A 15,005-nucleotide genomic window follows, 5' to 3' on the forward strand; every position below is an offset into this window, starting at 1 on the left:
ATCCAGACCTCATTTGGCAAGCCGAATACAGCAGGAACCTCATCATGGATGCGTTTGAACTCCCCGATACCCTGGCACAAGCCCTTCAGCGTCGCGCCGAGCAGACGCCGGACCGCCTGGCCCTGCGTTTTCTCACTGACGAAAAAGACCAGGGCATCGTGCTGACCTACCATGATCTTGACCTGCGTGCGCGGACCATCGCCGCCGCGCTGAAAGCCCGGGCCGAGCCTGGTGATCGTGCGATTCTGTTGTTCCACAGCGGGCCGGATTACGTGGCAGCATTCTTTGGCTGCCTGTATGCCGGTGTGATTGCGGTGCCGGCTTATCCGCCGGAATCCAATCGTCGTCATCACCAGGAGCGTCTGCTGTCGATCATCGCCGATGCCGAGCCGCGCCTGTTGTTGACCGGCTCGGACCTGCGCACGGCCTTGCTGCAAATGGATGAGCTGGCGGCTGCCAATGCCCCGCAACTGTTGTGTGTCGACACCCTCGACAGCGCAATCGCCGAAGGCTGGCAGGGACCTGCCCTGAACAGCGACGATATCGCTTTCCTGCAATACACCTCCGGTTCCACCGCCTTGCCCAAAGGCGTTCAGGTCAGCCATGGCAATCTGGTCGCCAACGAACTGCTGATCCGTCACGGCTTCGGTATCGATCTCAATCCTGATGATGTGATCGTCAGCTGGCTGCCGCTGTACCACGACATGGGGCTGATCGGCGGCTTGCTGCAACCGATCTTCAGTGGCGTGCCTTGCGTGTTGATGGCGCCTGCCTATTTCCTGACCCGGCCATTGCGCTGGCTGGAAGCGATCAGCGAATACGGCGGCACCATCAGCGGCGGCCCGGACTTCGCCTATCAGTTGTGCAGTTCGCGGGTCAGTGATTCGGCGCTGGCACGTCTGGATCTCAGCCGCTGGCGTGTGGCCTATTCGGGCTCGGAGCCGATTCGCCAGGACAGCCTGGACAGTTTCGCTGAAAAGTTTGCCGTCTGCGGTTTTACGCCAGACAGCTTCTTCGCCTCTTATGGCCTGGCCGAAGCCACCCTGTTCGTGGCTGGTGGTCAGCGCGGCAAGGGCATTCCATCCCTGCGTCTGGATGAGCGAGCACTGGCGCGCAATATTGCCGAGCCGGGGGATGGCAACCCGGTCATGAGTTGCGGGACCAGCCAGCCTGAACATGGCGTGCTGATTGCCGACCCGCAGACCCTTGCCGTGCTGGGTGAAAACAGTGTCGGTGAAATCTGGGCCTGTGGTCCGAGCATCGCCCACGGTTACTGGCGTAACCCTGAAGCCACGGCCAAGTCTTTCGTCGAGCATGAAGGCCGTACCTGGCTGCGCACCGGTGACCTGGGTTTCCTGCGCCATGGCGAGCTGTATATCACCGGTCGCTTGAAAGACATGCTGATCGTGCGCGGCCACAATCTGTATCCCCAGGACATCGAAAAGGCTGTCGAGCGTGACGTCGATGTGGTGCGCAAAGGCCGGATTGCCGCGTTCGCCGTGACCCAGCAAGGCAGTGAAGGCATCGGCATCGCGGCGGAAGTCGGTCGCAGCGTGCAGAAAACCCTGGCTCCCGAGACGCTGATCAAGATGATTCGTCAGGCTGTTGCCGAGGCCTTCCAGGAAGCACCGAGTGTGGTGGTGCTGCTCAATCCGGGTGCCTTGCCCAAGACCTCCAGCGGCAAACTGCAACGTTCCGCCTGCCGCACCCGACTGGCCGACGGCAGCCTGGACAGTTATGCGGTCTTCCCTGAAAGCATCGTGGCTGCCAGGGAAGCGGCTTCGGCTTCCAGCTCCAATCTGCAGGCGCAGGTTGCGAAAATCTGGTGTGAACACCTGCAACTGGAAGAGGTGGCCGCCGATGATCACTTCTTCCTGCTGGGCGGTAACTCGATTGTCGCGACCCAGGTGGTCGCCAGTCTGCGTGAAGCGCTGGGTATCGAACTGAACCTGCGCCTGTTGTTTGAAGCTCCGACCCTGGCGGCGCTGGTTGCACAGATCGAAGTGCTGCAACGCGATGGCCAGACACAAGACAGCATTGCCCGCTTGCCGGGTAACGAGGCGCTGCCGCAATCCCTGGCCCAGAACCGCTTGTGGTTCCTCTGGCAAATGGACCCGCAAGGCAGTGCCTACAACATTCCCGGTGGCCTGCACCTGCGTGGCGAACTGGACACCACCGCGCTGCGTAGCAGTTTCCAGCGCCTGATCGAGCGTCATGAATCCCTGCGCACCCGTTTTTACGAGCAGGACGGCGTGGCCTTGCAGCGTATCGATCCGGTCAGCGAGTTTTCGTTGCAGGTGATCGATATCAGCGACCTGTCCGGCGAAGAGCGTCAGGCCCGTGCCCTGGCTATCCGCGAAGAACAGGCACGCCTGCCTTTCGATCTGCAAACTGGCCCGTTGCTGCGCGTCACGCTGGTGAAGCTGGACGATGAGGAGCATCAGTTACTGGTCACGCTGCACCATATCGTGGCCGACGGCTGGTCGCTGAATGTGCTGATCGACGAATTCTCGCGCCTGTACGCCGCTGCCATTCAGGGGCAGCCGCTGGAGTTGGCGCCGCTGTCGTTGCGTTATGCCGATTACGGCCACTGGCAGCGTGAATGGCTGGCCCGTGGCGAGGCTCAGCGTCAGCTCGATTACTGGAAAGCGCAACTGGGTGACGAGCAACCGACCCTGGCTCTGGCCACCGATCATCCGCGTTCGGCCCGCAAGCAACACAGCGCTTCGCGTTACAGCCTGCGCCTGAGCAACGAGTTGAGCGCCGCAGTAAAGCAGGCCGCCCAGGCTTATCAGTCGACCCCGTTCATGCTGCTGCTCTCCGGTTTCCAGAGCCTGCTGCATCGCTACAGCGGGCAGAACGATATTCGTATCGGTGTGCCCGGTGCCAACCGGCCGCGTCATGAGACCCAAGGCCTGATCGGTTTCTTCATCAACACCCTGGTGCTGCGTGCGCAACTGGATTCGCGCCTGCCATTTTCCTCGCTGCTGGCGCAAACCCGTCAGGCGGCGCTGGAAGCCCAGGCCAATCAGGACCTGCCGTTCGATCAACTGGTCGAGGCGTTCCCTCAGGCCCGAGAGCACGGCCTGTTCCAGGTTCTGTTCAACCATCAGCAGCGGGACCTGAGCGCCTTGCGCCGTCTGCCGGGTTTGCTGGCTGAAGAGTTGCCGTGGCACAGCCGTGAAGCCAAGTTCGACCTGCAACTGCACAGTGAAGAGGACCGCAACGGTCGGCTGAACCTGTCCTTCGACTATGCCGACGAGCTGTTCGAGCGTGAAACCATTGTGCGCATGGCCGCGCAGTTCGTGCGTCTTTTGACTCAAGTCTGCGAGCAGACCGATATCGTTCTGGGCGATGTGCAGTTGCTCAGCACCGAGGATCTGGCCGAGCAGGCCCGTTGGGGCGCTGCGCCTTGCGCACCTGCCGGACAATGGTTGCCGGAGCTTCTGAACCTTCAGGCCCGCCAGACCCCGGAGCGTATTGCCCTGATGTGGGACGGCGGCAGCCTCGACTTTGCCAGCCTGCATGCCCAGGCCAACCGTCTGGCCCACTACCTGCGCGACAAGGGCGTCGGCCCGGACGTCAAGGTGGCGATTGCAGCCGAGCGTTCGCCGCAACTACTGATCGGCCTGCTGGCGATCATCAAGGCTGGCGGCGCCTATGTGCCGCTGGACCCTGATTATCCGACCGAGCGACTGGCCTACATGCTCGCCGACAGCGGCGTTGCGCTGCTGCTGACCCAAAGCCATTTGCTGGGCGATCTGCCGAGCGCCGAAAGCGTCAGCACCATCGTCATGGACACCCTGCATCTGGAAAACTGGCCTGTCAGCGCGCCGGGCCTGCACCTGCATGGCGATAACCTGGCGTACGTGATCTACACCTCCGGCTCCACCGGCCAACCCAAGGGCGTGGGCAATACCCATGCCGCACTGGCCGAGCGCCTGCAATGGATGCAGGCCACTTACGCACTGGACGAAACCGATGTGCTGATGCAGAAGGCACCGATCAGTTTCGACGTTTCGGTGTGGGAATGCTTCTGGCCACTGATCACCGGCTGCCGCCTGTTGCTGGCCGATCCCGGCGAGCATCGCGACCCGCATCGCATTGCCCAACGCATCAAGGAATACGGCGTCACCACGCTGCATTTCGTGCCGCCGCTGCTGCAACTGTTCATCGATGAGCCGCTGGCACAGCAGTGCAGCAGCTTGCGTCGCCTGTTCTCTGGTGGCGAAGCGCTGCCTGCCGAACTGCGCAACCGGGTGCTGGAGCAACTGCCGAATGTGCAACTGCACAATCGTTATGGCCCGACTGAAACCGCGATCAACGTCACTCACTGGCACTGTCAGTTGGCGGATGGCGAGCGCTCGCCGATTGGCCGACCGCTGGGCAACGTGTTGTGCCGCGTTCTGGACAGCGAGCTGAACCTGCTGCCCCGTGGCGTTGCAGGCGAACTGTGCATCGGTGGTATCGGTCTGGCCCGTGGCTACCTGGGGCGTCCGGGGTTGACGGCCGAGCGTTTTGTCGTCGATCCGCTGGGCGAAGAGGGCGTACGTCTGTACCGCACCGGTGACCTGGTGCGCTGGGCGGCGGACGGTTCGCTGGAGTATCTGGGCCGTCTGGACCAGCAGGTCAAACTGCGCGGCTTCCGTGTCGAGCCTCAGGAGATCGAAGCCCGATTGCTGGCTCAAGAAGGCGTTGGCCAGGCCGCGGTACTGGTGCGTGAAACCGCCTCCGGCCCGCAATTGATCGGTTACTACACGGCAGTGCTGGAACAGGAAGCCGAGGCCGAGCAGATCGAGCGTATCAAGTCTTCGCTGGCCCTTGAGCTGCCTGAGTACATGGTCCCTGCGCAACTGGTGCGTCTGGACAGCATGCCACTGAGCCCCAGCGGCAAGCTGGATCGCCGCGCCTTGCCCGAGCCGGTCTGGCAGAGCCGTGAACATGTCGAGCCCGAAACGGCCTTGCAGAAACAGGTCGCCAGTATCTGGCGCGAAGTGCTGGGTGTGCCGCGCATTGGTCTGCGTGACGACTTCTTTGCCTTGGGCGGCCACTCCTTGCTGGCCACTCAGATCATCTCCAGGGTGCGTCAGGCCTGCGATATCGAGCTGCCGCTTCGTGCGCTGTTCGAGGCCAGTGAGCTGGGGGCGTTTGTCGAACAGGTCCAGGCCATTCAGGCGTCCGGAGCCCGTAACAGCCAGCAGCCGATTGCCCGGATCGACCGCAACCAGCCAGTGCCGCTGTCCTATTCCCAGCAGCGCATGTGGTTCCTGTGGCAGATGGAGCCGGACAGCCCGGCGTATAACGTGGGCGGCATGGCGCGCTTGAACGGCGTGCTGAACATCGAGTGTTTCGAGGCCGCATTGCAGGCCCTGATCCTGCGCCACGAAACCCTGCGCACTACTTTCCCGAGCGTCAATGGCGTGGCGTGCCAGAAAGTCTCCGAGGAAACCGGCCTGCGCATGCAATGGCAGGACTTCTCGGCGTTGCAAGGCGAATCCCGTCAGCGTCGCTTGCAAGAATTCGCCGACAGCGAAGCGCACAAGCCTTTCGATCTGGAAACCGGCCCGCTGCTGCGTGCCTGCATGGTTCGGGCTGGCGAACTGGAACACTACTTCGTCCTGACTTTGCACCACATCGTCACCGAAGGCTGGGCGATGGATATCTTCGCCCGTGAGCTGGGCTTGCTCTACGAAGCTTTCCTTGAAGGTCGATCTTCGCCGCTGGAGCCTCTGGCGGTGCAATACCTGGATTACAGCGTCTGGCAGCGTCAGTGGATGGAAGCGGGTGAGCGTCAGCGCCAACTGGATTACTGGACGACGCAACTGGGCAACGAGCATCCGCTGCTGGAATTGCCGAGCGACCGTCCGCGTCCGCCGGTGCAGAGCCACAAGGGCGAGCTGTATCGCTTTGATCTGAGCGATGAACTGGCCGCTCGCGTGCGGGCTTTCAACGCCAATAATGGCCTGACCCTGTTCATGACCATGACCGCTACTCTGGCGGTGCTGCTCTACCGTTACAGCGGCCAGAACGATCTGCGCATCGGCGCTCCTGTTGCCAACCGGATTCGCCCGGAAAGCGAAGGGCTGATCGGTGCATTCCTCAACACCCAGGTGCTGCGCGTCCAGCTCGACGGCCAGATGTGTGTCGAGCAACTGTTCGAGCAGGTTCGTCACACGGTCATCGAAGGTCAGTCCCATCAGGACTTGCCGTTCGATCATCTTGTGGAAGCCCTGCAACCACCGCGCAGCGCGGCTTACAACCCGCTGTTCCAGGTGATGTGCAACGTGCAACGCTGGGAATTCCAGCAGAGCCGCGAACTGGCAGGCATGACTGTCGAATATCTGGTCAACGATGCCCGGGCCACCAAGTTCGACCTGAACCTGGAAGTCACTGAGCTGGATCATCGTCTGGGTTGCTGCCTGACCTACAGCACCGATCTGTTCGACGAGCCGCGCATCGCGCAAATGGCAGGGCATTTGCTAAACCTGCTGCAAGCCTTGCTGGCTGATCCGGCGCAGCGCTTGAGCGAACTGCCGCTGTTGCAGGACGCCGAGCGTCAGCAGTTGCTCGACAGCCTGGGTGTCGAAGCGGGTGAACAGCGTCTGGATCAGTGCATCCACAGCCTGTTTGCCGAACAGGCCAAAGCACGCCCGAGCGCACCTGCCTTGACCTTCGCCGGTGAAACCCTGAGCTATGCCGAACTGGAGGGCCGCGCCAATCGTCTGGCCTGGATGCTGCGCGAGCGTGGTGTTGGCCCGCAAGTGCGTGTCGGCCTGGCGCTGGAGCGCTCGCTGGACATGGTGGTCGGCCTGCTGGCGATCCTCAAGGCCGGTGGCGCCTATGTGCCGTTGGACCCGGAGTACCCGCTGGAGCGCCTGCAATACATGATCGAAGACAGCGGCGTCGGCCTGTTGTTGAGCAATGCCGCCTTGTTCGAGGCCTTGGGCGAACTGCCTGCGGGCGTCGGTCGCTGGTGCCTGGAAGATGATTTGCCCGCGCTGGCTGCTTACCCGGCGAGCGAGTTGCCTTTCATCAGCCTGCCGCAGCATCAGGCGTACTTGATTTACACCTCTGGCTCCACCGGCAAGCCCAAGGGCGTGGTGGTGTCCCACGGTGAAATCGCCATGCATTGTCAGGCGGTGATTCGCCGCTTCGAGATGCGTCCCGATGACTGTGAGCTGCATTTCTATTCGATCAACTTCGACGCAGCCACCGAGCGTCTGCTGGTGCCACTGCTCAGCGGGGCGCGGGTGGTATTGCGTGCCCAGGGGCAATGGGACGCCGAAGAAATCTGCGAACTGATCCGCAGTCAGCACGTGAACATTCTCGGTTTCACGCCAAGCTATGGCAGCCAGTTGGCGCAATGGCTTTCGACTCAGGGCCAGACGTTGCCGGTGCGCATGTGCATCACCGGTGGCGAGGCGCTGACCGGTGAGCATTTACAGCGTATTCGTGCGGTGTTCAAGCCTGAACTGTTCTTCAACGCCTATGGTCCGACTGAAACCGTGGTCATGCCGCTGGCCAGTCTGGCACCGGCCTGGCTGGAAGAGGGCGAAGCCAGCGTGCCGATCGGCAGCGTGGTGGGCGCTCGGGTGGCTTACATCCTCGATGCCGATCTGGCGCTGGTGCCCCAGGGTGCGACCGGTGAGCTGTATGTCGGCGGCGCCGGTCTTGCTCAGGGCTACCACGAGCGGGCGGCGATGACTGCCGAGCGTTTTGTCGCCGATCCGTTCAGTGGCAATGGCGGGCGTCTGTATCGCACCGGCGATCTGGTGCGCCAGCGTGCCGATGGTCTGGTGGAGTATCTGGGCCGGATCGACCATCAGGTGAAGATCCGCGGTTTCCGTATCGAACTGGGCGAAATCGAAACCCGTCTGTTGGAACACGAAGCCATCCGCGAAGCCGTGGTGCTGGCGCTGGATACGCCATCGGGCAAGCAACTGGCCGGTTATCTGGTCACTGATGTGGCCGGGCAGGGCGAGGAGCAACAGGCGCAACTGCGCGAGTCGCTCAAGGCGCATCTGAAGGCGCAACTGCCGGATTACATGGTGCCTGCGCATCTGATCCTGCTGGACAGCATGCCGCTGACCGCCAACGGCAAGCTTGATCGCCGTGCCTTGCCAGCACCGGACCCGGAACTCAATCGTCAGAGTTATGTGGCACCCACCAGTGAACTGGAGCAGACCCTGGCGGGTATCTGGTGTGCTGTGCTGAATGTGGAAAAAGTCGGCCTCAACGACAACTTCTTCGAGCTGGGCGGCGATTCGATCCTGTCGATCCAGGTGGTCAGCCGTGCGCGTCAGGCCGGGATTCATTTCAGCCCTCGCGACCTGTTCCAGCACCAGACCGTCCAGACCCTGGCCGCCGTGGCCACTACCAGCGAGCGGGTGGTGGCCGAGCAAGGCCTGCTGACCGGCGAATCGGCCCTGACGCCGATTCAGCACTGGTTCTTCGAGACGCCGATCCCTGAGCGCCAGCACTGGAATCAGGCGCTGGTGCTGGAGCCGACCACGGCCCTGGAGCCTCGTCATCTCGAACAGGCTCTGCGGGCGATTCTTGAACAACATGATGCCTTGCGCCTGAGCTTCCGGGACAACGCCGGAAAATGGCAGGCCGAGCACCGTGCTGTCACCGGTGAAAGCCTGCTGCTGCAAGCGCGTGTTTCCGATATGAGCGAATGCGCCGCACTGTTTGCGGACACCCAGCGCAGCCTGGATCTGCAAAGCGGCCCGCTGCTGCGTGCCTTGCTGGTGGATGGGCCGCAGGGCCAGCAGCGCCTGCTGATGGTCATTCACCACTTGGTTGTCGATGGCGTTTCATGGCGCGTGCTGCTGGACGATCTGCAAGTCGCCTATCGCCAGCTTGTCGATGCCGCAACCGTCAAACTGCCAGCCAAGACCAGCGCCTTCCGTGACTGGGCCGGGCGTCTACAGGCTTACGCCGGCAGCGAATCCTTGCGCGAGGAGCTGGCCTGGTGGCAGCGTCAGCTCAGCGGGCCGGGTGCTGAATTGCCTTGCAATAATCCGCAGGGTGGTCAGCAGAATATTCATGCACAGACCGTCAGTGTGCGTCTGGATGCGCAAAGTACCCGACAGCTTTTGCAGCAGGCACCGAGCGCTTATCGGACTCAGGTCAACGACCTGCTGCTGACCGCGCTGGCACAGGTGGTCTGCCGCTGGAGCGGGCAGGCGTCGGCGTTGATTCAGCTCGAAGGCCATGGCCGCGAAACCCTGTTCGACGAAATCGACCTGACCCGTACCGTGGGCTGGTTCACCAGTGCCTATCCACTGCGCCTGACGCCTGGATTGGCCGAAGAGGCTGGGCCGGGCGCATCGATCAAGGCGATCAAGGAGCAATTGCGTCAGGTTCCTCACAAGGGCCTGGGTTATGGCGTGCTGCGTTATCTGGCCGATGGCAACAGCCGCGCTGCAATGCAAGCCTTGCCGGTCGCGCCGATCACCTTCAACTACCTGGGGCAGTTCGACCAGAGCTTTGGCAGCGATGCCTTGTTCCGTCCGCTGGAAGAGTCGGCGGGTGCGGCCCATGACGCCCATGCACCGTTGCCAAACGAACTGAGCATTGACAGTCAGGTGTACGGCGGCGAACTGGTGCTGCGCTGGACCTTCAGTGGCGAGCGTTACCAGACCCAGGCCATTACTGAACTGGCGCAGGCTTATCTGGCGCAGTTGCAGGCGCTGATTGTCCATTGTCTGGCAGATGGCAGCGGCGGCCTGACACCTTCGGACTTCCCGCTGGCCGCTCTGGATCAGGCGCATCTGGATGCGCTGCCGGTTCCGGCGAGCCATATCGAAGATGTCTACCCGCTGACCCCGATGCAGGAGGGCATGCTGCTGCATACCCTGCTGGAACCGGGCACCGGTCTGTATTACATGCAGGATCGCTACCGCATCAACAGCGAGCTGGACCCGCAACGTTTCGCCCAGGCCTGGCAGGCAGTCATTGCCCGTCACGAAGCCTTGCGTGCCTCGTTCTGCTGGGATATCGGCGAAACCATGCTGCAAGTCATTCACAAACCCGGCAACACGCCAATCGACTATCTGGACTGGCGCGACGTTGCCCAGGACCAGCAGGAGCCGCGTCTGCAAGCCTTGCTCAAGTCCGAGCGCGAGGCCGGTTTCGATCTGCTCAACCAGCCGCCGTTCCACCTGCGCCTGATCCGTGTCGACGAGGCGCGCTACTGGTTCATGATGAGCAACCACCACATCCTGATCGATGCCTGGTGCCGCTCGTTGCTGATGAACGACTTCTTCGACATCTACACCGCGCTGGGCGAAGGCCGCGATGCACAACTGGCCGCGCCGCCGCGCTATCGCGATTACATCGGCTGGTTGCAGCGTCGTGGTCTGGTACAGGCCCGTGACTGGTGGCGGCAGAACCTCAAGGGCTTCGAGCGTCCGACGCCGATCCCGAGCGACCGTCCGTTCCTGCGCGAACATGCCGGTGACAGTGGCGGCATGGTGGTGGGCGACTGCTACACCCGTCTGGATGTGGCCGATGGTGTGCGACTGCGCGAACTGGCCCAGCAGCATCAACTGACCATCAACACCTTTGCCCAGGCGGCCTGGGCCTTGACCCTGCGGCGCATGAGCGGTGACCGGGACGTGGTGTTCGGTGTGACCGTGGCCGGGCGTCCGGTGGAAATGCCACAGATGCAGCGCACGGTGGGCCTGTTCATCAACACCATCGCCCTGCGCGTGGGCTTGCCGCAGGATGACCAGCGTTGCAGTGTTCGCCAGTGGCTGAACCGTTTGCTGGAAAGCAATATGGAGCTGCGCGAGTACGAGTACCTGCCGCTGGTGACCATCCAGGAAAACAGCGAGCTGCCCAAGGGCCAGCCGTTGTTCGACAGCCTGTTCGTGTTCGAGAACGCGCCGGTTGAAGTCTCGGTGCTGGATCGTGCGCAAAGCCTCAACGCCACTTCGGATTCAGGCCGTACCCACACCAACTATCCGCTCACGGCAGTGTGTTACCCCGGCGATGACCTGGGCCTGCATCTGTCCTATGACCAGCGCTACTTCGACGAAACCACGGTCCAGAGCATGCTGGGCGAGTTCAAGCGCCTGCTGCTGGCCTTGATCGAAGGCTTCCATGGCGATATGTCCGAGCTGGCGCTGCTCAGTGAAACGGAGCGCGAGTTCCTGCTCGATGGCTGCAACAGGAGCGACCACGACTACCCGCTGGAGCGCAGCTATGCCGAGCTGTTCGAGGCGCAGGTCGTGGCCCATCCACAGCGTACCGTCGTCAGTTGCCAGGATCGCCAGTACAGCTATGCCGAGCTGAACGCACTCAGCAACCGTCTTGGCCATGCCTTGATCGAGACCGGAGCCGGTTTCGATCAGCCGATAGCCTTGCTGGCCGAGCGTGGTCCCGAACTGCTGGGCATGATTATCGGCAGCTTCAAGGCCGGAGCCGGTTACCTGCCGCTGGACCCGGCGCTGCCGAACCAGCGTCTGAGCGGCATCATTCAGCAAAGCCGCACGCCGGTACTGGTGTGCAGTGCCGAATGTCGTGACCAGGCTCAGGCCTTGCTGGCCGATATCGCTGAAGCGGGTCGTCCACGTTTGCTGGTCTGGGAAGCGGTGCAGCAGAGTGAGCTGTCGCAGGACAATCCCGGTCTATACAGCGCGCCGGACAATCTGGCCTACGTGATCTTCACCTCGGGTTCCACCGGATTGCCCAAAGGCGTGATGGTCGAGCAACGCGGCATGCTCAATAACCAGTTGAGCAAGGTGCCTTATCTGAACCTGAGCGATGCAGACGTGATCGCCCAGACTGCTTCGCAGAGCTTCGATATCTCGGTCTGGCAGTTCCTGGCAGCGCCATTGTTCGGTGCGCGGGTGGACATCGTGCCAAACGATATCGCCCGTGATCCGCAGGCCTTGCTGAGTCACGTTCAGGCCCAGAGCATCAGCGTGCTGGAAAGCGTGCCGTCCCTGATTCAAGGGCTGCTGGCCGAGGAGCGCGCAAGCCTCGATGGCCTGCGCTGGATGCTGCCGACCGGTGAGGCAATGCCGCCGGAACTGGCTAATCAATGGTTGCAACGCTACCCGGATATCGGGCTGGTCAACGCTTATGGTCCTGCCGAATGTTCAGACGACGTGGCGTTCTTCCGCGTCGATCCGGAGTCGACTCGCAGCACCTACCTGCCCATCGGCACGCCAACGGACAACAACCGTCTGTACCTGCTCGACGAGGCGCTGGAGCTGGTGCCGCTGGGCGCTGTCGGCGAACTGTGTGTGACCGGGACTGGTGTCGGTCGTGGTTATGTCAGCGACCCGTTGCGCACCGTGCCGGTGTTTGTGCCCAACCCGTTCGGTGCAACCGGCGAGCGTCTGTATCGCACCGGCGACCTTGCGCGCAGAAGGTCTGACGGCGTGCTCGAATACGTGGGCCGGGTCGACCATCAGGTGAAGATTCGCGGCTACCGCATCGAACTGGGCGAGATCGAAACCCGTCTGCAGGAGCATGAAGCGATTCGTGAATCTGTAGTGCTGGATATCGACGGACCGTTGGGCAAGGTGCTGGCGGCGTATCTGGTGCCGCGTGGCAATGCTCAGGACCCGGACTTGCTGCGCGACGAACTGAAAAGCCATCTCAAGACCAGCCTGCCGGACTACATGGTGCCAAGCCATCTGGTGATGCTGGAGGCCATGCCACTGACCCCGAACGGCAAGCTGGACCGCAAGGCTCTGCCCAAGCCGGATGTCAGCCAGGTGCAGAACGACTACGTGGCACCGCAGAGCGAAATGGAGCAGCAACTGGCGACGATCTGGGCCGATGTGTTGAAAGTCGAGCGTGTCGGGATCACCGACAACTTCTTCGAGCTGGGTGGGCATTCGCTGCTGGCAACTCAGGTGGTGACCCGTGCGCAGAAGCTATTGCAACGCAATGTACCGCTGCGTGCCATGTTCGAGTTCAACACCATTCAAGGGTTGGCCGGGCATCTGGAAGGTCTTGGCGGGCAGAAGGTCGATGAACAGAAATTCGACCGGCTGGCGGACCTGATGGCTGAACTGGAAGGGTTGTGATTCGCCTCTCGTCGGGCTGAAGGCTTTGCGGATAAAAAAGCTGTTACGGGGTGTAAATCCGCAGGCCTCTGGCGCGTTTTCAATGAAGGAATAAATGCCTGATGCACGTGTGTATCAGGCCACTTACGGATTTCGCTTATCGACAGCGTATTGAGGGTTGCACAGATGTCAGTCGCTACCAGGTTTATTGAAGATCAGCCGGCACCGGTCGCCCCGCAGCCTGCCGAGAAGCTTTACCAGTTCGACGAATCGCCATTGTTGGCCCGCCAGAACCGCCAGGAGTCCAACGCTCGCAGCTATCCGCGACGTATTCCCCTGGCACTCAAACGCGCCAAGGGTATTCATGTCGAGGACGTCGAAGGGCGTCGCTTCATCGATTGCCTGGCGGGTGCTGGCACCCTGGCTTTGGGTCATAACCATCAGGTCGTGATCGAGGCTATCCAGCAAGTCATCAGCGACGAATTGCCGTTGCATACCCTGGACCTCACCACGCCGGTCAAGGACCAGTTCGTCCAGGACCTGTTCGGTCTTCTGCCGCAGGAACTGGCGCAGGAAGCGAAAATCCAGTTCTGCGGCCCTACCGGCACCGATGCTGTGGAAGCCGCCCTGAAACTGGTGCGTACCGCAACCGGGCGCAGCACGGTGTTGTCGTTCCAGGGCGGTTATCACGGCATGAGTCAGGGAGCCTTGAGCCTGATGGGCAGCCTGGGACCGAAAAAACCCTTGGGTGCCTTGCTGAGCTCCGGCGTGCAGTTCATGCCATACCCTTACGATTACCGTTGCCCGTTCGGTCTGGGTGGCGCGCAAGGGGTCAAGGCCAACCTGCATTACCTGGAAAACCTGCTCAACGATCCCGAAGCCGGGGTGCAGCTACCGGCTGCGGTGATTGTCGAGGTGGTGCAGGGCGAGGGCGGTGTGATTCCGGCGGATCTGGACTGGTTGCGCGGCCTGCGCCGCATCACCGAGAAGGCTGGCATTGCCCTGATCGTCGATGAAATCCAGAGCGGTTTCGCCCGCACCGGCAAGATGTTTGCCTTCGAGCATGCCGGGATCATCCCGGATGTGGTGGTGCTGTCCAAAGCCATCGGCGGCAGCCTGCCGCTGGCGGTGGTGGTTTATCGCCAATGGCTGGATGCCTGGCAGCCGGGCGCTCACGCCGGTACATTCCGGGGTAATCAGATGGCTATGGCCGCTGGTTCGGCGGTGATGCGTTATCTGAAGGAACACAACGTCTGTGAACACGTGAACACTGTGGGCGCACGTTTGACCCGGCACCTGCGCGACCTGCAACGCGACTTCCCGCAACTGGGGGATATTCGCGGTCGCGGGCTGATGCTCGGTGTCGAGTTGGTGGACCCGAACGGCGCACCCGATGCACTTGGGCATCCACCGGTATTTGCCCGCCTGGCACCGCTGGTACAGCGTGAATGCCTCAAGCGTGGGCTGATTCTGGAACTGGGCGGTCGCCATGGCAGCGTCGTGCGCTTCCTGCCGCCGCTGGTGATTACGGCCGAGCAGATCGACGAAGTGGCCGGTATATTCGGCCGGGCGCTTTCGGCGGCGGTGGCCAGTCTTTAATTTTTCGACGTAGCGATACGTTCACTTTACATAGCCGCTGTGAATTGGCGCATCGGCACTGAATAACCATGGAGAGCAGCAATGACTTCAGTTTTCGACCGCGACGACATCGTCTTTCAGGTCGTGGTCAACCACGAAGAGCAATATTCCATCTGGCCGGATTACAAGGCAATCCCCAACGGCTGGCGCACCGTGGGCAAGAGCGGTTTCAAGAAGGAATGCCTGGCCTACATCGAAGAAGTGTGGACCGACATGCGTCCACTGAGCCTGCGCCAGAAGATGGAAGCACAGGCTGCTACTGCACACTGATTGCGTAGCGCCCTAAAACAAACGCCCCGATCAATGTCGGGGCGTTTTTGTTTCTATGCTGCCCACAAA

Annotated in this window: 3 protein-coding genes; all 3 read left to right on the forward strand. The window is 61.8% G+C overall.

Translation table 11 applies throughout. The annotated features are described in order from the left end of the window. Positions 1-44: 44 nt before the first annotated feature. The 3 genes from JL015_RS11645 (at position 45) to JL015_RS11655 (ending at position 14,936) form a co-directional block, all read left to right on the forward strand. Positions 45-13,049 carry a non-ribosomal peptide synthetase gene (locus JL015_RS11645; RefSeq protein WP_307726266.1) on the forward strand — a complete coding sequence of 4,335 codons (13,005 nt, stop codon included), beginning with the start codon at positions 45-47 and terminating at the stop codon, positions 13,047-13,049. Between the two features lie 165 nt (positions 13,050-13,214). Further along, positions 13,215-14,627 (forward strand): aspartate aminotransferase family protein, encoded by a 1,413-nt coding sequence (locus JL015_RS11650; protein ID WP_201018584.1) that lies wholly within the window; start codon positions 13,215-13,217, stop codon positions 14,625-14,627. 81 nt (positions 14,628-14,708) lie between these two features. Next, positions 14,709-14,936, forward strand: coding sequence for an MbtH family protein (locus JL015_RS11655; RefSeq protein ID WP_025260698.1), 228 nt, complete (start codon positions 14,709-14,711; stop codon positions 14,934-14,936). Positions 14,937-15,005 lie beyond the last annotated feature (69 nt).

The sequence above is a fragment of the Pseudomonas cichorii genome (assembly GCF_015471405.1).
GTDB lineage: Bacteria > Pseudomonadota > Gammaproteobacteria > Pseudomonadales > Pseudomonadaceae > Aquipseudomonas > Aquipseudomonas serbiensis.

What these genes read in the sequence shown, in the direction of transcription:
- JL015_RS11645 (WP_307726266.1), top strand. Translation starts at nt 45, where the DNA reads ATGGATGCGTTTGAACTCCCCGATACCCTGGCACAAGCCCTTCAGCGT.
- JL015_RS11650 (WP_201018584.1), top strand. Translation starts at nt 13,215, where the DNA reads ATGTCAGTCGCTACCAGGTTTATTGAAGATCAGCCGGCACCGGTCGCC.
- JL015_RS11655 (WP_025260698.1), top strand. Translation starts at nt 14,709, where the DNA reads ATGACTTCAGTTTTCGACCGCGACGACATCGTCTTTCAGGTCGTGGTC.